Raw genomic sequence first — 21941 nt, 5'->3', positions numbered from 1 at the left:
GCCGATCGTGCCCGTGGTGACCGGGATCGAGGTCCCCAGCTTGGCGGCGTCGGTGAACTGCGCGTCGTCCCACACCTGCGTGCGCTGCGCGGAGTTGATGAACAGTCCGGCGAACTCGGACGGGTCGAACTCGTCACCGAACAGGGCGGCGGCGTGGTTGATCACGCCCCATGAAAGGGCGGTCTCGGTGGCGGTGTACCGGTAGGGGTTGCCGCCGCCCTGGGCGGTCTCGTCGGCCGCAGCCTGCCCGATGAGGTCCGCGTCGACCTTCCGGGCGGCGAGGATGCCGAACTGCCGCTGCGCCTCCGACCGGGGGTCGCCGAGCGCGTTCAGCATGGCGTTGTCGCTGATCTCGACGGCCTTGCCGGCCTCCTTGATGGTGGCCTTGCTGCTGGTCTGCCCCATGACGGCGGTGGACATGGCGACGGCCTCGGTCAGCTCGTCGAGCTCGCCGAGCGCCCCCCACTTGGGGAAGTTGATGCTGTCGCCGGGCTGGCCGACGAGCGTGCTGTCGACCATGACGGCGGACGAGCCACCGACGCGCACGGCGCCGGCGAACTTCGCCTGCGCCATGTCGGCCCACACCTCGGGAACGATCAGGTTCGCGGCCTTGGTCTCGGCCATGACGGGTGCTCCTTCTCTCCGGCGCGGTGCCGGGCGGTTGGGGATGCCCGGCGGTGGGCGCCGGGGTCAGGAACCGGCCAGGCGCCGGTATGTGTCGGGGTCGGACTGGTACAGCTCGGCACGCTGGGCGTAGTCCATGGCGGCGAACTGCTGGGCGGTGACCCCCTGCGACGGGGGCCCGGAGAACTCGGCACCGGAGCGCGGCGGCCCTGCGGGCTGCTGGACGGCGAGCTTCGGATTCGCTGTCACCGCGGCCTCGACCGCGGCCTTAACGGCGGCGGTGTCGGTCGGGTCGAGCTCGGCGACAGCGGCGGCGAATGATCGGCTGTCGAGCAGCGCATCGGGGTCGCCCCCGGCCTCCCGCGCGGTGCGGTAGACGGCGAGCTCGACGGCGGTCTGTCGGGCCTGTTCCTGCGCGGCAGTGAGCTGCTGCGTCAGTTCCTCCGGGGTGGCCTGCTCTCCGGCCTTGGACGGGTCGAGGATGCCGAGCAGCTGCTGTGTGAGCTCGGCGCGTGCGTCGTCGGCAGCTTTCTGCTTCGCCGTGACGCGGGTCTTACCGGCCTCTTTGCGGGCGTCAGCGAGCTCGGTCTCAAGCCGTGCGATCTGCGCGGCGGTGTCCTCGCCCTGCTGCTGTCCCTCCCCGGTTGGCGGTGCCGCGGGCGGGGTCGGCTTCGGCGCGGTGCCGGTCGGGTCCTGCCCGCCCTCGCCTGCCGGTGCGCCCTGCTGCTGGCCGCCGGGGGTGCCGTTGTCGTCGCTCATGGGGTGCCCTCCTGGGGCTGGTGGGCCCGCTCCTGGCGGGCGTGTGGTCATAGCAGTGAGGGCCCGCACCTGGCGGGCCCTCGGGGTCGTGCTGTCAGGGGTGGTACTACTCGGCGCGGTCGCGCGTGGCGAGCGGCCGGGTCTCGGCGTAGCCGCGAATCCATGCGGTGCGCAGCAGGGAGTCACGGGGGTGTGGGCAGGCGGTCGGGCGGTCGCCGCGGCGGCCTGCCTCTCGGCCGGCGGTCACGGCCCGGACGATGTCCTCACGCGTACCCATCGGCGCTACCTCCGCTGCTGGTGTTCGGCCTCATTCTGCCGAGCCCGCTCGGCGGCTGCCGACCGTATGCCGGTGGCCTGCTCGATGAACTCGGCCTGCGTCATACGGCCGTGCTCAGCCCACCATGCCTTGAGTTCGTCGGACGCGCGCGCGTAGGCGATGCGCGCGGGACCGCTGAACAGACTGATCGGGTCGACGCCAGCCATCTCGGCGCGCTTGTTCAGCAGGTAGCCGCGGCAATCTTCCTCGGCCGCGAGGTACTGCGCGTACACGTACTCGTCGTACAGCTCCCGCGCCTCACGGCGCGTGATACGCCGCTCCTCCTGCTCGTCGTCGGACGTGTCCGACGCGTCATGCGTTGTGCTGTCGGACGTGGACGGCTCGGCGTCGGACGCCCACGCACCCCACTCATCCGGGCCGGGCGCGGGCGCCATGACTTCGGCGAGTGCGTCACGGTTGGCGAGCAGGTCGGCGACCGCGTCGGACGTGTCCGACGGGGCCGGGAGCGGCACGCCGTCGCGGCGGTCCATCTCGGCGGCGATGCGGGCGAGCTCGTCGGCGGTGGCGTACTGCATACACCATGCGAGCTCATCGTCGGACACGTCGACCAGCTCGGCGAGCAGGTGTCCGCCGGGAAACAACCGGGCGAGGGCGTCGCGTCGGGCGGCCTCGGCGGCGAGCAGCGCCAGCGTTGCCGGGTCGGCGTTGCGGGCGCGGGCGGCCAGCTGCGCGTCGGACAGTCCGACCAGTTCGGGCCGGACGCCGGGGAGGCTGGCGGCGCGGTCGCGCTGGTCCATCTCCGTCATGACGCGCAACGCGTCGGCGTCGGACAGGTGCCCGTACGCGCGGGCGAGCTCTTCGTCGCTGAGCGCGGCGAGGTCACCGTCGGCCAGGGCGGCGCGGGTGCGGGCGAGCAGTTCCTCGCGGTCGCGTCGGTCGGACTCGGCCTCGACGCGGGCGAGGGCCCGCTCGTCGAGCAGGTTCGAGCGTGCTGCGGCGGCGAGCTGGTCGTCGCTCATTTCCCGCGCGCTCTGCTCGTCGCCCGACCACAAGCGGGCGGCTTCGACCTGCTCGGCCGTGGCTTCGGTTCGCTTCGGCGGGAGGTTCGAGGCGCCGGGCTGCTCGCGGCGCCGCAGGCGGCGCAAGTCGGGGTGCGCGGTGAGGTGGTTGCGCATGGCGCCCTGCCACTGTCTGACCTTCGCCTCGGCGGCCTTCTTCGCTTCCGGGGTGACGGCTGCGGCGGCGCGGCGCTTGTATTTGCGGATGTGCCGCTCGATCTCGCGCTGACGCTGCCCGGCCTCGTAGCCGCTCGGGTCGCTGACGGCCTGCTCGGTGCGCGTGATACCGGGCGCGTACGCGCTCACGCTGTGGCGGCAGTTGGGATGCTGCAAGCCTGCGAGGCGCGCCTCGTCGAGCGCTCCGGCCACCTTCACGGGCACCATGCGCCCGTCCTCGATGGCGTGCTCGACCGTGCGCTTGCCGGTCGGTCCGTTGATGGCCAGTACGCGGCCCTCCCACGGGCGGCAGAGAGGGCACTCGCGCGGCGCGTCCGAGACGATGACCAGGTCGATACCGGCGTCGGACAGGGTCCGCATGTGGGCCTCTGTCGCGGCGCGCGCAACGGACGTACGGACGGCCATTTCCGCGTAGCTGGTGAGCTGCCATCGGCGGCCGGCCTTGTCGACGAACGCCCGGATTCCCTCGTCGGCGAACCGGCGCATGGCGTCCTGTGTGGCCTGTCGACGGGTGCCGGTGCCCAGTAGGGGCGTGGCGGTGACCTCGGCGACGATCGCCCGGAACCGGTCGACGACTGCCCGCAGAATCGAGCGGTGCGTCGAGGTCACCACGTCGACCGCTTCCTGTGCGAGGCGGTCGACGGCCTGAGCGTTCGGGGTCACGTCGTCGACCAGGGCGCGGGCGTCGTCGGACAGGGCGCCCAGTTCGGCGACCGCGGCGCGGTGCCCCGTGTTGTACGCCTCGGCGACCACGTCGAAAACCTCAAGGGTCACGGCCTTGCCCAGTTCATCGACCACGCCCTGTGAGGCGCGGCGCAGCTGGGCAATGGCGGCGAGCTTGCGCTCGGCCCACCCTGGGGCGTCGAGGCCGGCGGCGAGCTGCCGAGCGATGATGCCGAGTAGGCGTTCCTCGGCCCCGGCGTACAGGTCGCGCGTGCCGGCGGCGAGGTCTTCGACCATGCCGGGGTGAATGGGCATCTGTCACCCCCTCGCGTGATGATGGGGCCATGGCCTATCGCCCGTATCCCAACGTCGAACGCGCTCGCCGGCACATCGGGGGTGACTACGACGCGCCCGTGCCGGGCCGGCCGCATGACTGGCAACGGCCGGCCGACGGGTACGGGCGGGTCTGCACGCAGTGCCGCATGGCCCGTAAGTTCTGGGCGGGCGGTGCCTGCCCTGGTGTCCCTCTCGGGTCGGGTCAGTACGTCTGACCGATCACGCGGCCATGGGGAAGTTTCCGACGGGGTCGGGCGCGCCCGCGCCGGTCTCGGCGAGGATCGCGTCGACCTCGGCCTGTACATCGCTGTCGTCCCACTCCGGATGCAGCACCTTGACCTTGGTCTTGGTGGAGACAGCGCCTGCACGGTTGAGCAGGTCGAGCGTTGTGGCGGTCTGCTGCTCGGACTCGGCGACACCGTCTCCGAACTCGACGTTGGGGCGTTCGGGGGTGATGCGCTGCCCGAACTGCACCGCGTCGAGCTGCAACATGACGTGCAGCATGTCGGCCAACGGATGCCTGACGTACCCGGCCTTCTTCTTCCGGGTCACCATGCTCCGGGCGTCCCGACTGTCCGACTCCGTCGCGGTGATGGGCTGCCCGCCGCCATCGAGGCCGAAGGACTGGGCGCTGTAGCCGGCGGACTGGGCGGCCTGCCGCATGAGCGCTTCGGCGGTGCGCTGGTGCTCCTCGACGCGGATCTCGAACTGAGCGAGCGTGATGCCGTTGCCCTCGGTCGGGGGCATGCGCAGACTCGTCCACACTTCGCGGTCCTCGTCGAAGCTCGCGCCTTCTCCGGGGCCGTTGTCGCGCAGGTAGCCGTCCGGAACGATCAGCCGGGCGCGGGCGAGCCTGATGTCGCGCATCCAGCTCGACCACGTCTCGTCGAGGCTGGCGAACTGGTCGTAGATCGGCGCGGCGTAGTCGCTGCGCCCGAGCGGGGCGCCGCGGTGCCTGCGGTTGGGCAGCATGTTCGGCACGTAAGCGGCCGTGAGGTTGCGAATGCCGGTGCTGATGGACTGCCCGTCGCCGTCGGTGTCGAGGCTGTCGACCAGCTCGGCCGTGTCCGGGTGCTCCGTGAGCGGCACGGGCCGGCCGACGGTGTCGGCGGTGCCCTCGTACAGCGCGTGCGTGATGCGGCCCGGCTCATGCCGCTCGAAGTGGCGCAGCACGGTGTGCGCGTCGTCGGTCGTGAGCTCGCGCCAGAACGTGACGGCGCGCAGCATCCCATATCGAAACTCGGGCAGGGCTGCGTCGGGTTGCACCACGTCGAGTATCGGCCGGTCGACCAGCTCGCGGTCCCACGTTGCGCGCAGGTAGACGCTGCTGAGCGCGGCGGCCTGCTCGGCGCCAGAGATGAGCGTCTGCTGTACGCGGCCCTCGTCGAGCAGCACATCGAGCCGCGCTTGCGTGTTGGTATCTGTGACGGTGATTGCGGGCATGTCGGCGAACAGCAGGTCGGCTGACGTGCTGGCGATATCGCCGGGCAGGGGAACGTGCAGCCGGTTGTCTCGGCGCGGGTGGTGGTCGAGGGACTTGCGGCCCCACAGGCGGCGACGCTCGGCCGGGCGCGGGTGGGGCTCGTAGATGCGGGCGAGACGGCGCCGGTCACCGGAGTACCAGGCGTCGTCGAGGGCGATCTCGCGGTACACCTCTGCCCACTGCGGGGGCGGCCACGGGGCGCCGGTCTCAGGGAGTGGCATCCGGGGTCACCTCCTGGTCGTTGAGGATGTCGGCGGCGGCGCGGAGGAATCCGGCGACTGCGGGGCGCAGGGGCTCGCCGGGTTCGAGGGTGAGCTCTCCCGCGTCGACCGTGTGGTCGCCGACGGTGAGTCGTATGGGGAGGGTGAGTGGTGCGGTTGCGGCCATGGGGCGGCTCCTTACGCGGCGAGGCTGAGCAGGTGCCGCCATTCGTGAGCGGTGGAGTGGAGGGCGTACCGCAGCGCGTCGCATGAGTGGTCGTCCACCTTGAGCGGCTTGTCCTCGCCCTTTTCGGTGGCGGCGGGGTCCCAGCAGTAGCCGGCCATCTCACCGAGCAGGCCCTCACAGGAGCGGTGTACGAGCAGGCGGCCGGACGCGAGCAGTGCGGCCACGGACCGGATGCCGTCGGTCACGTCGTTCTGCGCGCGGGCGATACCCGGGAAGCCGTCGGCCCACATCTGCGTGATGAAGCTCGCGGCGCTGGGGTCGATGAACGTCCACTCGGGCGTCACGCCCGCAGGCGCGTCGGGGGCCGCGTCCGGATGACGCCACGTGGCGAGCCAGTTTCGCACGGCGGCGCTGTACTGGGCGTCGGTCATCTGCCGGTGCACGCGGCGGGAGTCGTGCCGCCACTCGCTACACACGTATAGGCGGCCGTCGACGCCCTCGCCGAGCAGCAGCGCGGCAAACGCGTTCGTGGTGCCGTAGTCGGTGCCGGCCCAGTAGCGGCGCATCTGCGGCAGCTCGTCGACGACGTGCTGTCCCTCGTCCCACATGTCGTAGATGGCGCCCTCGGCGACGACCCATGCGCCGTCGATCATGCGGCGTCGCCAGAGGCCGACGTACTCGGCGGCGAGCGCGTCGACGTAGGCGCGGGACAAGCTCGGGTTGTCGCGCAGCTTGAAGTGCCACGCGCGCATGTCGAGCTCGTGCGACCGGTCGAGGTAGCCGGTCTTGAGCCAGTGGCGGGGCGAGTCCGGGTTCGTGGTCGCGTACAGCCTCGCCCCGGGTACGGAGAGCCGGGCGAGTAGCTGCGTCCAAAAGCCCTCGGGCATGAGGGTGGCCTCGTCGACGTACGCGAGTTGCGCCGTCAACCCTCTGAGCCTGCCCTCGGCGCGGGCGTCTGCCGCGCCGATCAGGTGGACGGTGCGGCCGAGGATGGTGGCAGTGGTGGCGCCGCGGGTGTGCTGCACGTGCCGGGCGAGCGGCCCGAAGAGTGCCACGTCTTGCAGGGGGTCGAGGCAGTTGCGTTCGATCGTCTGGAGCGACCGGCCACAGATGATGATGAGCCCGGACGGGCCGGCGGTGGCGACGGCGATCACGAATGCGAGCAGGCTCGCGATGGTCTTGCCGCTGCGCACGCTGCCGTGCCAGAGGTTGATGCGGGCGCGGGCCTGCCCGATGCTGCGCAACTGCTTACGAGACAGGGGCAGAGAGTCGAGGTCGAGCACTGCGGCTCACCTCCTACTCGGCGCCCCCGTCGTCCGCGTCGTCATCGGCTGCGCGGGTCAGTGCCTCGCCGAGCGCGCCGAGCATGCTGCGCACCTGGTCGGCTCCCTCGCCTCCCTCGGCGGGGGCCAACTTGAGTGACTGCTGGATGGCGGTGCCGGTCGCGGCGATGATCTGCCGTTGGTCGGCGAATCGCGGTTTGTCGAGGTGCACCTCGTGCCATTCGCCATCGCGGCCGGCGAACTCGCCGTAGGTGGACGGCTCCCACAGTTGGGCGCGGAGTCGTTCGGCGTCCTGGTGCAGCGTTTCGGCGAGCTGGGCGCGGCGGGCGGCGAGGTCGATGCGGCGTGCCTCGGTGGCGGCGATGACCTCGGGTCCGCGGTCGAATGTGAGGTCGAGCTCGCGGGCGATCTTCGACACGGTCGAGGGGGAACGTTTCAGCTCGCGGGCGATCTCGTTGCGCGCCTTGCCCTGCGCGTGGAGGCGGCGCACCTGCTCGCGGTCGTCGTCTGTGATTGGGCGCGGCATGGGTGGTCACCTCCTCGCGCGGGCATGCGAAACGCCCCGCCACTCGGGGGTGTGGCGGGGCGCTGGTGTCTGTTTCCGGGCATGCCGGAGACGGCCCGATTAGATCACAGTCCGATAACGGCCTGCAAGGTCAGTAGCGCGGGGGCGGCTGCTGGCCGGGGTACGGGGCCTGCTGCTGGGGCTGGCCCCACGCGTACGGCTGCTGCGGCTGTGCGTACTGCTGAGGCGGTGCGGGTGCCGGCCCGGCTGGCGGGGCGTAGTAGCCGGGCGCGCCCTGGGCGCCGGGCACGGGACCGGAGTATCCGGGGGGTACGTCCATGACTGTGAGACGGCGTCGACGTGCGGCAAGGAAGATCGGTGTCCACAGGCCGACGGTGAAGAGCATCATCGTCCAGTGGAAGCCGATGGCCACCCACCCCATTTTCCGGCGCTGCTTGATTCTGGGCATGGTCCCCTCCCGTGACGACCGCGTGTGTGTGATGTGACTTTCTGGTGTGCCTGATGGTTGTACGGGCTGGGAGGGGAACGGCGGGTGCGGCTACTGGTGTTCGAGGGCGGCGCGCAGTGCGGTAACGCTCTCGTACGCGATCTCGGTGTTCATGTACTCGTGGTCGGCGTGCACGAGCCACGGGCCCCGGAGAGTGATCGTGTCGTTGTCGCGCTCGACGGTCCACTCTCCGGGGGGTGTCGGTGCGGACCCGTCCGGCGGGAGCAGCCACTCGGGGTCGAGGGGCGCGGGATTGGACTTCTGCCACTCCTGCCATGCCCGGTGACCGGTCACTTGGGCGAGGGTGGCGAGCAGGGCGGCCCGGTCGGCGCTGGGCAGGGTGACGGCGTACCGGTCGACGCGGTGGACGACTCCGTGTGCGTCGTTGTTGGCGCGGTTGAGGTAGAAGGACTCGCGTCGTACCTCGGTGCTGTACGGGCCCATCTCTGGGGTGGGCTGCTGGATCGCTCCCATGGCTGGTGCTCCTCTCGGTGGTGGTCAGCGTAGGGCGGGCGCTTCACGCGTTGCGCGGTTTCTGCGGGTGTGTGAGCGCCTGCCGTGCTGGCGTCTCGGCGACGCGGGGGTAGGCGGTGTGCGCCGGGTTGGGCACCTGTTCGGGCGTCCCGTCGGACAGTGCGTAGCGCACGCCGATGATGTGGGGCGCGGTGCCGCCGGGCGCCTCCTGGTGGTCCCATGCGCGGCGGTAGGCGTTGGCGAGCAGGTGCACGGCCAGGCGCACGGGGTCGGCCGCGTTGCCGTGGGCGCGCATGAGTACGGCGAGGTCGTCGCGCATGTCCTCGTCGAGCACGCGGACGGAGACGGCGCGGCCGACGGCGGGCGGGGTGGCGGTGCGGCGGCGGTTAGGGTTGGTGTCAGCCATGGCGGGGGTTGCTCCCGGTGTGGTGAGTCGGGCCCGTCCGGTGGTGGAGTCACCGTGTGCGGGCCCGCGCTGATTTCGGGCTCTCTACTTGCTGTCGTCCTGCTGCGCCTGGTGCCTGGCGACCGCCCCGCGCAGCGTTTCGAGGTACTGCTCGACGGCCTCGCGGTCCTGCTCGGGCACGTCTCCGAGCGCAGCGGAGTAGCGGGCGAGAGTTTTGCGCGGGTCGCCCCCTGCGTCCGCCTCGGCCTTGACGGCGTACTCGCACAGCTCCTTGACGCGCTTCTGTCGCTCCTCGCGGAGAATTTGGTACACGCGTGACTGCGTGAGGCCGAGCTCGTCGGCGATCCGCGCCGGCTTCATGCCGCGGTCCGCCTCGGCCATGACCACGCGGGGCGTGACGGCTTGGGCGGCTTCCCCGGCGAGGCGGAGCGACCGCACGTCGTCGAGGGTGAGCTGATCGGCGAGGCGGTCGAGGTAGTCGTCGAGGGTGTCGGCGGCGTCGGCGCTGTAGGCGGCTGCGATGTCCTTGACGTATTCGAGGGGGTCGGCGTCGGTCGGGTTGGGGTCGCCTGCCAGGGCGCGCGCTGCCACCGTCTTACGCTCGTACTCGTCGAACAGGGCGTACATGCGGGCCATCAGTTGAGCGCTGGGGGAGGTCTCCACGGGGATGCCTTCGGCGTTGAGCTGGGCGGCGATCCGCTCGTACCTGCGCCGGTTGTGGGCGGCGCTGGCCGGCCGGTCCTCGGGGAGCAACCCGCGGGCGGCGAGGTAGCGCTCGGCTTCGGCGCGCTGCTCGGGTTCCGTGGCTGGGTGCTCGGATGCGTCCGGGCCGGTCGGCTGGTCGTTGGTGTCCATGCGGTGCTGCTCCTGTCGATGGGCGAGGCCCGCCCCGGGCGGGGCGGGCCGGTGGGTGGCTACTGGGGCCGGTGGGCGAAGACGCACTGCGAGCTGCGGAGCATCGTCTCGACAGTCCAGCCGCGGCGGCGCAAGCGGTCGGCAAGGCAGTCGAGGGCCGGGCCGTGCGGCATCTGGTCGCGGCGGATGATCCGGCCTCCCTCCAGCCAGTAGACCGCGACGCGGTCGCCTTCGCGGGGGTCGACCATGTATCCGCGTACGTCGGTCTCGGCCTCGGTCGGCTCGGTCACGTCGTGGTGGTCCGTGAGTCGGGCGGCCTTGAGTCCGTCGAGGGCGGCGCGTGCGGCGCGCACGTTCGGGTGGGTGGAGTCGGCCGGGAGACTGCCCTCGGCGGTGCCGTCGTGCTCGACGATGACGCCCTCGACGACGCGGCGCTCGGCGGCCTGCTCGGTGCGGACGCCCGGGGCGAACAGCGCTCCCTGTTCGGCGTCCTGCTCGACGGTGAACAGCGCGTCGTCGGCCTGCTGCTCGCCGATCCACTCGCCGCGCCACGTGCCCGCTGCGGCGTCGGCCTGCTCAACGGCGGCGACCGTGTCGGCGAGTTCGGTGTCGACCGTGGCCCGGCGGATGAGGGTGGGAGCCTCAGCGGGCGCCGGGTCGCAGGTCTCCCATGGGGTGTCGATAGCGAGGTTCACGATCGGGCCCTCGTGGTCCTTGTAGATGGCGCACGCGGTGCAGCCGCATGCCGGGTTGTACGGCGCGGGGGCGGCGGTGTAGGGCTCGGCGTGGTACAGGGCGTGTGGCTCGGTGGCGGTGTCGGCGGTGAGATCATCGCCGAAGCAGGCGAGTACGGTGTCGCCGGGGCGCACCTCGTCGGCCCGCACGATGACCGGGGCCTCGACGGGGTCGGGCTGGCGGTCGGCGGGGAGGGCGTACCCGTGCTCGCGGGCGATGCGCTCGGCCGCCTCGACGCTCGCGGTGTACTTCCCGTCGTCAAGGGTGCGCGGGTCGCCGTCGACGCTGTGCAGTTCGCCGCGCTCGGTGGTGACGGCGGCGGGCCACGCGCGGTACAGGATCGCGACGACCTGCTCGGACTCGATGACCAGCACGTCGCCGTCGCGGATGTCGTCGCGGTTCTGCGAGGCGTCGTACGCCTTGCCGGTGGTCTCGAACCGGTGCGTGAGGATTGCTGGGGCGTGACCAGCGCGCTTGATCCACAGACGGGCGGCGGCGATCTGGGCGCGGCTGTAGGCGCCCCGAATGCTGAGGATGTGCTCGGCGTGGCGGCTGATGATGTGCAGTGGGCGGGTGCTGGTGGGCTCGATGACTAGCGTCCGGCCGCGCCCGCGGCGGGCGGCGTCGAGGGCTGCGGCGGTCTCGTCGTCGCCGATGTACTGGGCGGCGAGGTGGTCGGCGAGTGCGCCGGGGATCGTGACCGTGCGGCCGGTCCGGGGGGTGTCGTCGGTCCGCTCGGATGCTTCCTGCTCCTGGCCCTCCGGGGCGCAGGGGATCACGGCGGCGACCTTGAATCCCCGCTTTTCGGCCTCGCTGGCGCCCTTGCGGGCGTTGACCTCGCTGCCGGACCAGCGGTAGGCGAAGGTGCCGTTGCCGGTGGTGCTTGCGGCGATGACTACGTGTGTGTAGGTGCGGGTCTTGCTGGTGCGGGTGAAGGTCTGGCCGTCGTGGTGGGCGACGAACTTCGTTGCCATGGGGGTTGCTCCCTTGGGTTGTGGGTGCCGGGTGGAGTCCGGCGCCGCCGGGTGGAGTCCGGCGGGGGAGCCCCACTGTAGGCACTTGTGGAGTCGCTTGACAAGTGGCTACACAAGCGACTTCACGACAAGGGGGTGCCGGGCAACGTCGGCGCCCCCGTGGCCTGTTGGTACCTGTACCTGCTACTCCTCGGCGCGGCGGTCGGCGGCGTCGAGGGCGGCGTACAGGCCGACCAGCTCGGCGCCACGCCACACGCGCCGGCGCCGGAAGTCGAGCAGCACGGGCGCCCCGCACGCCTCGCCCGTCGCGCACGTGACCATGGGCGTACCTCCCGCTTGCGTGCGGCCGGTCAGCTCGCCACCGCACCACGGGCACGGCCGGTCAAGGGTGGTCGTGCGTCCGTCGCGGCCGAGGGCCCGCTCGACCCGCTCGCGGCAGCGGCGCGCCACGGCGGCGGCCTCATCGAGCAGGCGCAGCGGCATCGGGGCGAACAGGTCGCCCGACGGCTCGTCGAGTGCGCGGCCCTCGATCCAGACGGCGGCCCAGTGCAGCCCGTACGCCCGGGAGCCGGGATCGGTGGCTGAGGCGTAGTGCCAGCGGGCGGGGTCGTTGCGGTCGGCTCCGTCGACGACGGCCACCGTGCGGCCGGGGCCGGTCGGTTTCGGAGTGCGGCGTACGGGGCGCTGCACCTGCTCGGCGATCTGGTCGGCGAGGTCGAACAGATCGCGTTCGACAGCGAGGGTGGCGTCGAGGGCGTCGAGATTCACGGGCGCGGGGTGCTCGCGGAGTACGAGCGGGGCACGGCCGATCGTGGCAGTGGCCGGCACCTGGTCGAGCTCGGCGTCGCGGGCGGCGAGCTGGTGGAGGAAACCTTTCTGCTCGCGGGGCGGCCACTCGGCGGCCGGGGGGCGCTCGACCGCGAGCAGCAGGTCGCCCCACTGCTCGCGTATGGCGGCGAGGTCGACGGCGGCCCGGCGGGCCGGGGCGCTGGTGTCAAGGGCGGTCGTCATGGGCTGCTCCCTACTTGCGGCGGGTGTGGGCGGGTCCGTGTGGGGACTGCCAGGCGGGGCGGTCGCGCGGGGTGGCGGGCGGCGGGGCGAGGGCGTAGTCGTCGCGCCGGGCGGTGCGGGCGGTCTCGGCGGCGCGGGCGGCGGCGTGCAGGGCGGGCGTGATGGCCTCGACGTAGGCGCGCATGACGGCGCGCATCTGCTCGACGGCGACGCGCACGGCCTCGGGGTCGACGCGGGGCGGCGAGGGCTGCTCGGTCATGGGCGCGACTCCGGGGTCTCGTCGACGTGGCACGGGCCGTCGGTGCGGTGGGTCACGTCTGGGGTGCTGGGCTCCCCGCAGCAGCAGGGCGCGGCGGGTGGCTCAAATCCACGGCAGGGGCACGCGCCTCCGCGGCTGATGCAGCCGTGACTGTCGGTGTGCCAGCCGCGTAGGTGCTCGCAATCGGGGTTGCTGCACGGCTCGTCGTCGATGGCGTGCTCGATCTCGTCGGCGGTGAGGGTGGGGCCGTGGCGTCGTGCGGTCTCGCGTACGCGGTCGACGGCGGCCTCGGCCTGCTCGGCGCGCTGCTGCCACTCCGAGCGCTGTGCGGTCACGGCGCGGTAGGCCCTGAGCTGTTCCTCGGCGTCGACGGCGCGCTGTACGGCGCGGTCGGCGGCGCGGAGCTCGGTCTCGACGTGGGCGCGGAGTAGTCCGGCCTCGCTGGGCGTGAGGACTCCTCGCTGTGCGCGGGAGAGGAGCACGAGCAGGCTGTCGCGGCGGGCCTGCCGCTCCTCTGCGGTGAGCGCTGTCACTGCTGCTCCGGGGTCTCTTTGGGGCCGAGGACCTGCTCGCCGCGCGCGTCGAGGCGGGCGGCGCGGGCGAGGATGCTCGCGCGGTCGGGGCCTTCGGGCAGTGCGTCGGCGAGCTCGCGTGCGAGGGCGGCGAACAGCTCGGCGGCGTAGCCCGGGGCGAGGTGGCGAGGCGTGCCGGTCTCCTCGTACAGCTCGACCAGCCGCAGCAGGGGGTTTCCCGATGATGCCTCGGCGGTGCGCTGTGCGTCCGGCTGGTCGACGGGGGCCCACACGGTGTGTGCCTGCTCGACGTGGCCCGTGGCGTCGCCTCCTGAGCGGCGCATGTAGCTGCGCCAGAAGGACAGGCGCCCGCGGGCGTGGCCGGCCTTGCTGTAGGGGCCCTCGTACTCGGTCCACTGCTCGCCCGAGCGGCCGGTGAGAGTGAGGACGGCGCGGTACACGGTGCGGCCGTCGGCTCCGATGTTGCGGGCCATCAGTGGGCCCTCGCGGTCTTCTTGCAGCCGGGGCAGAAGTCGCCGTCAGCAGTGCACGACCAGCCCTCGTTGCGGCGTAGGTGGTCGCGGGCGACTTCGAGGCGGTCGCCCTTGGTCATCTGGTCGGTGACTATGTAGTCGCCGCGGTGCGTGATGCCGCACTGGTCGCAGAACACGGCGATGCCGCATGGGAACTTCTGGCCGGTCGGCTGCTCGCTGGCCGGGTAGGGGATCGGCTCGTCGCCCTCGGCCGAGGCGGCGGCGTCGAACTGGTCGGCGATGCTGCGAAGCGCGTAGGCGGTCGCGGCCTTGGACATGCCGCGTGCCGCTGCGTCGACGGTGATGTGTTCGGCGTCGTCGGTCTCGCCCGCGGGCCGGATGATGACGTACGCGAGGGCGTCGCGGCCGTCGACGAACGCGAGGCCGGTCTCGGCGTGGTCGGGGCACGGCTTCCCTGTGGCGGCGGCTCGACCGCAGGCGGGCGGCTGCTCCTGGTGCTCCTCGACGGGGCGCCACGCGGGGACGCTGCGCTCGTACTGCTCGACCTCGACCGCCTCGACCGTGCGGGCGTAGTCCCACGCGTCGGTGTCGTCCTGGTGCTCCGTGAGGCCCTGCTCGTAGGTAACGCGGTACGCCTTGCCGTCGTCGGGGGCGCGGAACACCAGCTCGTGCACGGACACCCATCGGCGGGTGTCGACCTGCTCGCGGTGCAATTCGACGGCGGCCTCGGGAAAGTCTGCGGCAGTGGTCTCGGTGGCGAGATCGTCGGGCAAGCCGAGAGTGTCGAGCTGTTCCCGGGTGAACGTGCGAGTGCGTGCCATGAGGCGGTGCTCCTATCTCGGTGGAGTCGAGGGGGTCGCGCGCGCGGCGCGGGCTGCGTCCGGACTCGGCGCCCGGTGGCGGTGGGTTAGAACGGGGGCTCGTCGCTGTATCCGCGGGGCTGCTGGTTGGCCCAGGGGTCGCCCTGCGGGGCGCCGTATCCGCTCTGCTGCTGGTTCCAGCCGCTTCCCTGCTGCGGTGCGTTCTGGCGCTGGCCGGTGGTCTTGGTGACTGCGGCGGTGGCATTGCGCAGGCTCGGGGCGACTTCCTCGGCGGTGATCTCGTAGGACGACCGCTTGTTGCCCTCGCGGTCTTCGTACTGGCGCTGCTGGAGTCGGCCGACGACAACGACGCGGGCGCCCTTCTGGATGGACTCGGCGACGTTCTCGCCGAGCTGGCGCCATGCGGAGACGCCAAGGAACAGCGGCTCGCCGTCTTTCCACTCGTTCGACTGCTTGTCGTAGTGGCGCGGGGTGCTGGCGATGCGGAAGTTCGCGACCGCGGCGCCGGACGGCGTGAAGCGAAGCTCGGGGTCGGCAACGACGTTGCCAATGACGGTGATCGTGGTCTCGCCGGACATCAGGCGGCCTGCCTCTCGGGGTTGGTGGTGCGGGTGCGAATGGGTGCGACGGTGGCGAGTTGCTGCTCGCGGGCTGCGGCGCGGGCGGCGCGGGCCTTCTCGCGCTTGCAGGCGCGGCACTTCCGGGTGCCGTTCGGGGCGCGGTAGGTGTTCGCCGCGTCGTAGGCGTGGCCGGCCGGGCAGGCGCGTACGGCGGCGCGGCGGGCGACGTGGTTCGAGCTGGCGAGCACGTTTTCGCGGTGGGTGATGGCGCGGAGGTGTGAGCGACGGACGCATGCGCGGTTGCGGCACTGGTGGTCGACGTCGAGGCCGTTGGGTACCGGCTGGCCGTCGGCGAGTTCTACGGCGTACCGGTGGGCCTTGACGGTGCGGCCGTCGGCCCAAAACGTGCCGTAGCCCTTCTCGTTGGTGGCGCCGGTCCAGATCCAGCACCGGCCGTGCACGTCGCGTACGAGTGGCGTGGGGCCGCCGCGGTCGACGTTTTGCTCGAACCGCTCGGCGGGTGTCGGGCGAGCCATCGCGTGCACCTCCGGATGTTCGGGGCCGGCTGGATGTGTCGTGCGTGAGCGATGCTGTTTCGCTCGTGCGTGGAACGTATCACGGAGGGGCGCCCCTTGGGGGTTGCTGTGGGGGCGCCCCTGCTGGGGGGCTATGCGGCGGTGGTGGTCGGCTGTGTGGCCGTCTGCGGGCCGCTCGGGGGGCTGGTCGGCTCGATGGTCCACCCGGCGGATTCGAGCGCGTGTGCGATGCGCTGGGAGGCTGCGCCGGGGCGGTTGAGCAGTTCGAGGGTGGTCGTGTCCTCAAGCGCGGCGCGGATGACGGCGAGGGCGGCGGGGGCGGTCATCGCTGCGCCCCGGTGATGTGGCGGGCACGCTGGCGGTGTTCGGGCCGGACGATGGCAGGCGGCTGCATGAGCGCGCGGGCATGGGTGCTGGCTTCGGCGGCGAGGCGGTGCTGGCGGCGCTGCTCGGCCGCGGCCTGCTGGGCGCGCTGCTCGGCCTCCTGGCGGGCGCGTTCGGCTGCCTCGGCGGCGGCCTGCTCGGCGGCCTGCCGCTCGGCGAGCAGCGCGGGCCCGTCGAGTTCGTACAGGGTCCGCCACTCGAACCCGCGGGCGGCCTGCACGATGACGTACGCGCCCTGCTGGGCGAACGTGTCGGCCAGGCGGCGGGCGGCGGCACGGTCGGGAGTGGTTCGGATCGCCGGGCGGTTGGGACGGGAGTCCCAACTGGCCTCGACGCGGAACAGTTTGCTGTTTCGGGTGCGGTCGCCACTGGTGGGCTTGCGGCGGTGCGGACGCTCGGGGTGCTTGCGGCGGTTCACGATGCCTCCTGGCGAGTGGTGTGGACGGCGAGGGCGTCGTCGAGGCGGGAGGGGTGCGGGGTAGTGCGCTGCTTGGCGCGGTTCTTGCCCATGCGGCACGGTTGGCCGACACGGGCCCGGCAGTAGCCGCACGGCACGTCGAGCGGGTCGGGCTGTCCGTGAGCGGCAAGGGACTCGCGTTCGGCGCGAACGGGCCGGTACGGGGCGAGCTGGGCGGCGGCCTCGGCCGGAATGCTGCGGCCGATGGCGGCCAGACGTTCGGCAACCTCCGGCGCGGGACCGCCCGTCAGCGCGGGCGGCGCGGTACCTGGGGCGCGGCCGACGGCCTGCGTCGCGGTCTGCGGGGCGATACGCCCGTCGGCCACGGCGCGCGTGAGGGCGCGACGGCGAGCGAGGTACTGCACGGGTGTCTCATCCGGGTGGCCGTCGTCAACGACGTTCGCCCGCTCGACACGCTCGGCCCGGATCTTCGCGCGCTGGGCCCGAACGTGCGCAGGGGTGAGCCATCGGTCGGTTTCGGCGTAGTGCCGGCCGACGGCGTCGCGGGCGTCCTGATCGAGCGGCATCGCGTGCAGTGCGGCAGCCCACGCGCGGGCGTCGGCCTCGCCGACGGTGCGCCGGTCGAACGCGGCGGCGAGGGTCAGCAGCTCGGCGGCGTCGGCGGGGGTCACTGGGCAGCCTCCTGGGCGCGGAGGCGGGCGGCGAGGTCCATTCCTGCGGCGACGCGCTGATCTGTGGTGGAGGGGCGGGCGCCGCGGTCGAGGGGGATCACATCGGCGCCGGGCGCGGTCTGCCAGGTACGCGGGTCGGCCCAGACCTTGAGCCAGTAGCGGGCTGGTTTCGGGTCGTCGCCCGGGGCGGTTCGGCGGGTGACGACCTCGGCGAGGGCGTCCGCGCCGTGTGTCTTCACCAGCTGGTGCACGTCGCGCTGTTCGCCGAGTCCGAGCGACCAGCGCACGCCGCACCCTGCGGCGGCGAGGGCGTCGGCGAGCGGGTGCAGTTCGGGTACCAGCCCGGACCGCTCGCGCGCGTGCTGCTGCTGTTGTACTTCCGAAGGAAGTACAAGGGGTCGGGTCGGGTCGGGTCGGGGGGACCGTGACGGGCCCGTACCGTCACGGTGTGACGACTCCTTCTGACCTGCAATGTCGTCCGGAAACTCGATCTGATTCGCGGACGGTTCGCGATTTTCGCCCGACGAATCGTCGTCGATTCGCGGACGATTCGCCGACGAATCCGGCGGATTACGCTCTTGGTTCCGCTGCTCGGCGGATCTCTCGCGGGCTCGCTGCTGGCGCTCGGCGGCGGCGGCGCGCTTCTGCTCGGTCTTCTCGCGCGTCGGGTTGTAGGTCAAAAAGTCGTGCATCTGGTAGTCGCCGGGGGCTGGCTGCGGGCAGCGCGGGCAGGTGTGGCCGTGCTCGTGCCAGAGGCCGGCGGTGACCAGCTTCCGGGCCTGCGGGGCGGTGCCGTAGAGCTGGGCGACGACGCCCGGTACGGCGCCTTCTGTGAGGTGCTGGGCGCAGTAGGCACCGACGCGCATCCAAAGGCCGAGGGCGGCGTTACCGGCCTTGAGCAGCTTGGGGTGCGCGTGCGCAGTGTCGTCAACCTTGAACCAAGGCAAGGGGGGTGCTCCTGTCTGGGGGCGCCGGGGGCGAGGGGCGCGGCGGCTCTCCCTCGCCCCCGGACGCGTCACGGGGTGGTGCGGTAGGGGTGGGTGCGGGCGGGCTGGTGCTCGGCGCACCGGTAGCCGCACGGGTACGGGCGCACGGGGACGGCTCCGCACCGGGGGTTGCCGTGCTCGCAGCGGGGCGGCTCGGCGTCGACGGCGAGCTGTCCGGGCACGGTCGGCGGGGGCGGGCCGTCGAGCAGACGGCGCGTGGCGTCGAGGCCGCTCACGGTGGCGCTCATCCGAGGGCCTGCGCGCGGTACTCGGCTGTCCGTACGGCGTCGATGTGGTCGAGCTCGGGCGCGATAGGGACTCCCGCGTGTTCGAGCTCGTACATCAGGTCGGACATCGACCAGTCGTCGCCTTCGTTGGCGTCGTAGACGACGCGGGCGACGGTTTGACGCGTGGTGGCGAGGTCGGTCTCGACGGCGAGGAGACGACGCAGCAGCGCCCCAACAGTGCGGCTCGGGAGGCGCACCTCGTCCGCGGTGCCGAGCTGGTCGGCGGTGGTGAGCACCAGCTCGGGCGCGGCCGGGTGGACGGTGCCGAGCTTGGCGGCGAGGGCGGCGAGTTGGTCGGGTGGTGTGCGCGTCACTGCTCGTCCTCCTCGCCCGCTGTGATGGCGGCGAGCTGTCCGGCGAGGGCGCCCGTGCGCCACGCGGCGGCCGTCGCGTTCTTCCCGCCCTTGCGCCACGTGATCCCGTGCGTGCGTGCGCGGGTGGGCTTGATCACGACGCCTGGCACGTCGAGCACTTCACCCGTGGTCTTGTCGACGACCTTCGTCGCGCCCGCGGCCTGCATCTCGCCGAGCAGTTCGGCGAGCTTCCACGGCTTGACGGTGCGCACGATGCGGGTCTCGGTCCACTGCTCGGCGGGCCACTGCTCGCGGAGCCAGCGGGCGAGGGCTTCCTCGTCGGTGACGACCGGGCCCGTCTCGCCCTTGCGGAGCCCGATCGTGGCGACTGCCTCGCCGGTTGGGAGCTCGGCGGTGATCCGCTCGGTACCGTCGCGCTCGGCCGCAGCGTCCAACGCGGCTTGTGTCCGCTTGCGCACGTCCGCCTGCGCTTGCTTGACGCGCTCGGAGAGCAGTTTCAACACGGCGGCCTGCGTGGCGAGGTCCCGCAGGGATTCGGCCTGCTGCTCGACGGTCTGCGTGGTGGCGGCCGTCGCGGCGGCGGCGACGGCGAACGCCTGCTCGCGCTCGGTGCTGTCGGTGGCGCTCACGCGGCGGTTCCCTTCGCGGCGTCGAGCAGGTCGTCGCGCATCTCGCGGAGCTGGGCGACGGTCGCGGCGGCGGGCTGGCACTGGAACCGGGCGGTAAACGCCTCGTCGGTCTCCTCGGGCGAGGCGAGTCCGGCGTCGCGGGCGGCGTCGTACATCTCGCCGAGCGCGGCGGCGTGCTCCTGCTTCGCGGGTTCGCCCTGCCAACTCGTCTCGCCTGCGGCGTCGGTCACCTCGTCGACGGCGGTCGGCTGGTGGCCCTTCGTCCACTGCATCGCGCGGCGTGGCGTGTCGGCGACGGCGCCGCGCTGCTGGCGCGGTTTGGCGCCGGGCTTGCTCGCGCCGATCTCGGCGAGTGCGGCGAGGTAGTCGGCCGGGGCCCCCTCGTCCTTGGCCTGCTTGTGCAGCGCACGGACGGCGCTCACGTTGTCGGCGGCGCGCGCTTCGGCGAGGTAGTCGCGCGAGGGCCCGGTCGGCTGCTGCGGGGGCGGGTCCTGCTCCCACGGGCCCGGCTCGGCGCGGCGACCGCGGCGCGGCTGCTGCTCGGCCTGCTGCGGCGCCTCGTTCTCCGGGTGGTGGCGGTCGCCGTCGTCGATGCTGCGGCCGTCCACGGGAAGCATGAACAGCGTGAACAACAGGTACTTGAGCGCCGCGCTCTGTGCCTTGTTGGTGGCCTTGTCGGCGTAGTCGGACGCCTCCCCCGGTACGTCCGCGATCAGGCAGTCACCAGCCGGACCGTAGATGCGGTATCGCATCCGGATGACGGTGTGCGTCATCTTCTCGCCCCGGCGTTCCTGCCGGTGCGTAACGATGCTCGGCAGGATGAACACCCCGTGCTTCCGCAGGGGGCCCGCCATGGCGCTCATCACGTCGTCGATGCCGCGGAACTTGTAGTTCTGCTGCTGGTTCCGCTGGTTCTTCGCGACGGGCATCGCGTCGCCCATCACGGCGGCGAGGGCGGTGAACACCCGGGGTGCGTCGGCGGGTGCGCCCTCGGGTGCAGGCTCGTAGGTGGTGCCTGCGGGGCCGACGGGCAGGGGGGCGGCCTCGGCCGTCGGGGTGTCGGTGGCGGTCGTCATGCGTGGTGCTCCTGGTTGGCGAGGTGTGCGCGGGCGGCGCGGGCGGTGAGTTCGTCGGCGAGGGCGACGGCCTCGGCCGGGTCGATGACGTGGTCGAGGACGGCCGGGGGCGGCAGCTCGCCGTACAGCCCGTCGCGGGTGCCGTCGGCCTCGGCGGCGCGCATGGCGCGGTCGTAGTCCGTGGCGCACGGGTTGCACTGGGCGTCATCGGCTGCCTCGACGGCGTCGGCGTGCGCGGCCAGCAGCGCGGCGACCGTCTCGGGGTCGCGGGCGTAGGCGGCGGCGAGCTCGTCGAGCAGCACGTCGGGCCGGTCGTCGGCCAACCGGATGGCGAGGCCGTCAGCGGTGAGCTGCGGCCGGATCACAGCAGCTCCTCGGGCATCGTCGGCGCGTCGTCGGTGAGCTCGCCCGTGATGGCGTCGTAGACGTGCGGACGCGACCAGTCGGCGTCCGGGAGCATCCGGCGCAGCAGGCCACGGGCGGCGCGGTGCGCGGCCCGGTCGGCCTCGATCGGTTGGCCGAGCGCGTCGTCGAGGGACACCCACACCTTGCGGCGCTGCTCGCCATCGAGGACGGCCGTCACGGGGACGGTGCGAACGCGGGCGGTACCGGGGGCGATCTGGTCGAGCTGGCGGGCGATGATGCCCGCGAGGGTGCGGCGCTTCTCGGCGTCGGTCGCCGGGGCGTCGGTAGGCTGGTGCATGGTCACGGCCTGTTGCCTTTCGTCGGGTAGGTCGTGCGGGCCGCCCCAGGTCGGATCTGGGGCGGCCGTTTTGCTGCGGCTGGTCCGAGTCGGATTCGGGCCAGCCGTCACGCTGCGGCGCGGTGCGCCGGGGCCTGCTGGGCGCGCTGCTCGCGCTCCAAACGGCGGAGGATGAGCTCGACCTCAGGGTCGAGGCGTCCGGCGGCGCGGTCGGCGTCGCGGCGGGCGCGGGCCCGGTCGAGCACAGCGCGGGCGTTTGCGAACGCCTGTTCGCGGGGAATCACGTCATTTCGCACGGGGCTGCCTCCCGGATCTTCACGAGCTGGGTGGCGGGCACTCCGTAGTGGCGCTCGACGGCGGCGGCCACGGCGGCGCTCGGCGCGGTCTTGCCGGTCCACAGGCGCCACGCGGTGTTTCGTGCAACCTTCAACCGTCGTGCGGTGTCGGACGGTGTGACATCACCCACGCCACGGGCGGCGGTCACGAGTAGAGAACGGTCGTACATGGGCGGTCCTTCACTCCGTGGGCGAACTTGTTTCGTCCACGAGTGGAACGCTAGCACAAGGATGAGCCGCGCGTGAACGGAGCAAACGGACGCCAATCTGCACAGGTCATCCACGAATAGGGGCGAATCTTCACAGGGCATATGCGGTTGACACACGCGTGTAGCGAGCACAAAATCGGACCCGTGTTCGACTGGTCACGTGAGGTAGTGAGATGACTGCGGGTGCACATGAACTGTGCGCCTCTCTGGCTGATTCGCGCCCGTGCGGAGT

At 72.3% G+C, this 21941-nt stretch carries 32 protein-coding genes; all 32 read right to left on the bottom strand.

The window, feature by feature from the left end; genetic code table 11:
* Nucleotides 1–624, bottom strand: a 624-nt coding sequence (locus tag ACQEU8_RS35660; RefSeq protein ID WP_433108566.1) for a phage head protein, incomplete at its 3' end; no start/stop codon positions are given.
* A gap of 66 nt (nt 625–690) precedes the next feature.
* Nucleotides 691–1383, bottom strand: coding sequence for a hypothetical protein (locus ACQEU8_RS35655; RefSeq protein ID WP_433102054.1), 693 nt, complete (start codon nt 1381–1383; stop codon nt 691–693).
* A gap of 106 nt (nt 1384–1489) precedes the next feature.
* Nucleotides 1490–1660, bottom strand: a complete 171-nt coding sequence (locus tag ACQEU8_RS35650; protein ID WP_382930531.1) for an Rmf/CrpP fold protein — start codon at nt 1658–1660, stop codon at nt 1490–1492.
* A gap of 5 nt (nt 1661–1665) precedes the next feature.
* On the bottom strand, nt 1666–3873 hold the full coding sequence (locus ACQEU8_RS35645) for a phage minor capsid protein (protein WP_433102056.1): 2208 nt from the start codon (nt 3871–3873) through the stop codon (nt 1666–1668).
* A gap of 240 nt (nt 3874–4113) precedes the next feature.
* Entirely contained in the window at nt 4114–5598 is a 1485-nt protein-coding gene (locus ACQEU8_RS35640; RefSeq protein WP_433102058.1) for a phage portal protein, read from the bottom strand.
* Nucleotides 5585–5764, bottom strand: coding sequence for a hypothetical protein (locus tag ACQEU8_RS35635; protein WP_433102060.1), 180 nt, complete (start codon nt 5762–5764; stop codon nt 5585–5587). The genes ACQEU8_RS35640 and ACQEU8_RS35635 overlap by 14 nt, the downstream gene beginning before the upstream one ends.
* An 11-nt stretch (nt 5765–5775) precedes the next feature.
* The gene (locus ACQEU8_RS35630) at nt 5776–7047 is read right to left on the bottom strand and encodes a PBSX family phage terminase large subunit (RefSeq protein ID WP_433108564.1); all 1272 of its coding nucleotides are present in this window, start codon (nt 7045–7047) and stop codon (nt 5776–5778) included.
* A gap of 13 nt (nt 7048–7060) precedes the next feature.
* On the bottom strand, nt 7061–7573 hold the full coding sequence (locus ACQEU8_RS35625; RefSeq protein WP_433108561.1) for a helix-turn-helix domain-containing protein: 513 nt from the start codon (nt 7571–7573) through the stop codon (nt 7061–7063).
* Between the two features lie 130 nt (nt 7574–7703).
* Nucleotides 7704–8021, bottom strand: a complete 318-nt coding sequence (locus tag ACQEU8_RS35620) for a hypothetical protein (protein ID WP_433108559.1) — start codon at nt 8019–8021, stop codon at nt 7704–7706.
* Between the two features lie 90 nt (nt 8022–8111).
* Nucleotides 8112–8534, bottom strand: a complete 423-nt coding sequence (locus ACQEU8_RS35615) for a hypothetical protein (protein ID WP_433108557.1) — start codon at nt 8532–8534, stop codon at nt 8112–8114.
* A gap of 43 nt (nt 8535–8577) precedes the next feature.
* Nucleotides 8578–8940 (bottom strand): hypothetical protein, encoded by a 363-nt coding sequence (locus ACQEU8_RS35610; RefSeq protein ID WP_433108555.1) that lies wholly within the window; start codon nt 8938–8940, stop codon nt 8578–8580.
* Between the two features lie 84 nt (nt 8941–9024).
* Complete coding sequence (locus ACQEU8_RS35605) at nt 9025–9795, bottom strand: hypothetical protein (protein ID WP_433108553.1); 771 nt, start codon at nt 9793–9795, stop codon at nt 9025–9027.
* A gap of 59 nt (nt 9796–9854) precedes the next feature.
* Entirely contained in the window at nt 9855–11504 is a 1650-nt protein-coding gene (locus tag ACQEU8_RS35600) for a hypothetical protein (RefSeq protein WP_433108551.1), read from the bottom strand.
* Nucleotides 11505–11687: 183 nt separating this feature from the next.
* The gene (locus tag ACQEU8_RS35595) at nt 11688–12515 is read right to left on the bottom strand and encodes a hypothetical protein (protein ID WP_433108549.1); all 828 of its coding nucleotides are present in this window, start codon (nt 12513–12515) and stop codon (nt 11688–11690) included.
* A 10-nt stretch (nt 12516–12525) separates the two neighbouring features.
* Nucleotides 12526–12774: a hypothetical protein gene (locus ACQEU8_RS35590; protein WP_433108547.1), complete on the bottom strand. Its 249-nt coding sequence runs from the start codon at nt 12772–12774 to the stop codon at nt 12526–12528.
* Entirely contained in the window at nt 12771–13307 is a 537-nt protein-coding gene (locus tag ACQEU8_RS35585; protein WP_433108545.1) for a hypothetical protein, read from the bottom strand. Before ACQEU8_RS35585 ends, ACQEU8_RS35590 begins: the two co-directional genes overlap by 4 nt.
* Nucleotides 13304–13780: a hypothetical protein gene (locus ACQEU8_RS35580; protein ID WP_433108543.1), complete on the bottom strand. Its 477-nt coding sequence runs from the start codon at nt 13778–13780 to the stop codon at nt 13304–13306. The genes ACQEU8_RS35585 and ACQEU8_RS35580 overlap by 4 nt, the downstream gene beginning before the upstream one ends.
* A complete protein-coding gene (locus tag ACQEU8_RS35575) occupies nt 13780–14601 on the bottom strand; it encodes a hypothetical protein (protein ID WP_433108541.1) in 822 nt (273 codons plus the stop codon). The genes ACQEU8_RS35580 and ACQEU8_RS35575 overlap by 1 nt, the downstream gene beginning before the upstream one ends.
* Nucleotides 14602–14687: 86 nt before the next feature.
* A complete protein-coding gene (locus ACQEU8_RS35570) occupies nt 14688–15179 on the bottom strand; it encodes a single-stranded DNA-binding protein (protein WP_433108539.1) in 492 nt (163 codons plus the stop codon).
* Complete coding sequence (locus ACQEU8_RS35565; protein WP_433108537.1) at nt 15179–15697, bottom strand: HNH endonuclease signature motif containing protein; 519 nt, start codon at nt 15695–15697, stop codon at nt 15179–15181. Before ACQEU8_RS35565 ends, ACQEU8_RS35570 begins: the two co-directional genes overlap by 1 nt.
* 131 nt (nt 15698–15828) lie before the next feature.
* Nucleotides 15829–16023 (bottom strand): hypothetical protein, encoded by a 195-nt coding sequence (locus ACQEU8_RS35560; protein WP_383130346.1) that lies wholly within the window; start codon nt 16021–16023, stop codon nt 15829–15831.
* Nucleotides 16020–16499: a hypothetical protein gene (locus tag ACQEU8_RS35555; RefSeq protein WP_433108535.1), complete on the bottom strand. Its 480-nt coding sequence runs from the start codon at nt 16497–16499 to the stop codon at nt 16020–16022. The genes ACQEU8_RS35560 and ACQEU8_RS35555 overlap by 4 nt, the downstream gene beginning before the upstream one ends.
* Nucleotides 16496–17170, bottom strand: a complete 675-nt coding sequence (locus ACQEU8_RS35550) for a zinc finger domain-containing protein (RefSeq protein ID WP_433108533.1) — start codon at nt 17168–17170, stop codon at nt 16496–16498. Before ACQEU8_RS35550 ends, ACQEU8_RS35555 begins: the two co-directional genes overlap by 4 nt.
* Entirely contained in the window at nt 17167–18117 is a 951-nt protein-coding gene (locus tag ACQEU8_RS35545; protein WP_433108531.1) for a mucin-2, read from the bottom strand. Before ACQEU8_RS35545 ends, ACQEU8_RS35550 begins: the two co-directional genes overlap by 4 nt.
* A gap of 68 nt (nt 18118–18185) precedes the next feature.
* Nucleotides 18186–18404, bottom strand: coding sequence for an aromatic ring-opening dioxygenase LigA (locus tag ACQEU8_RS35540; RefSeq protein WP_433108529.1), 219 nt, complete (start codon nt 18402–18404; stop codon nt 18186–18188).
* Nucleotides 18401–18757, bottom strand: a complete 357-nt coding sequence (locus ACQEU8_RS35535) for a hypothetical protein (RefSeq protein ID WP_433108527.1) — start codon at nt 18755–18757, stop codon at nt 18401–18403. The genes ACQEU8_RS35540 and ACQEU8_RS35535 overlap by 4 nt, the downstream gene beginning before the upstream one ends.
* On the bottom strand, nt 18754–19386 hold the full coding sequence (locus tag ACQEU8_RS35530) for a hypothetical protein (protein ID WP_433108525.1): 633 nt from the start codon (nt 19384–19386) through the stop codon (nt 18754–18756). The genes ACQEU8_RS35535 and ACQEU8_RS35530 overlap by 4 nt, the downstream gene beginning before the upstream one ends.
* Nucleotides 19383–20462, bottom strand: a complete 1080-nt coding sequence (locus ACQEU8_RS35525) for an ERF family protein (protein ID WP_433108523.1) — start codon at nt 20460–20462, stop codon at nt 19383–19385. Before ACQEU8_RS35525 ends, ACQEU8_RS35530 begins: the two co-directional genes overlap by 4 nt.
* Entirely contained in the window at nt 20459–20827 is a 369-nt protein-coding gene (locus ACQEU8_RS35520) for a hypothetical protein (protein ID WP_383130339.1), read from the bottom strand. Before ACQEU8_RS35520 ends, ACQEU8_RS35525 begins: the two co-directional genes overlap by 4 nt.
* Entirely contained in the window at nt 20824–21165 is a 342-nt protein-coding gene (locus tag ACQEU8_RS35515) for a hypothetical protein (protein WP_433108521.1), read from the bottom strand. Before ACQEU8_RS35515 ends, ACQEU8_RS35520 begins: the two co-directional genes overlap by 4 nt.
* Before the next feature lie 107 nt (nt 21166–21272).
* Nucleotides 21273–21461: a hypothetical protein gene (locus ACQEU8_RS35510; RefSeq protein ID WP_382930484.1), complete on the bottom strand. Its 189-nt coding sequence runs from the start codon at nt 21459–21461 to the stop codon at nt 21273–21275.
* Entirely contained in the window at nt 21446–21670 is a 225-nt protein-coding gene (locus ACQEU8_RS35505; RefSeq protein ID WP_382930483.1) for an XRE family transcriptional regulator, read from the bottom strand. Before ACQEU8_RS35505 ends, ACQEU8_RS35510 begins: the two co-directional genes overlap by 16 nt.
* Nucleotides 21671–21941: the final 271 nt, after the last annotated feature.

The sequence above is a fragment of the Streptomyces sp. CA-250714 genome (genome assembly GCF_050936705.1).
Classification (GTDB): Bacteria; Actinomycetota; Actinomycetes; order Streptomycetales; family Streptomycetaceae; genus Streptomyces.
Note: the sequence above shows the minus strand (reverse complement) of the source record. Positions and strands in the feature narration are given on the sequence as shown.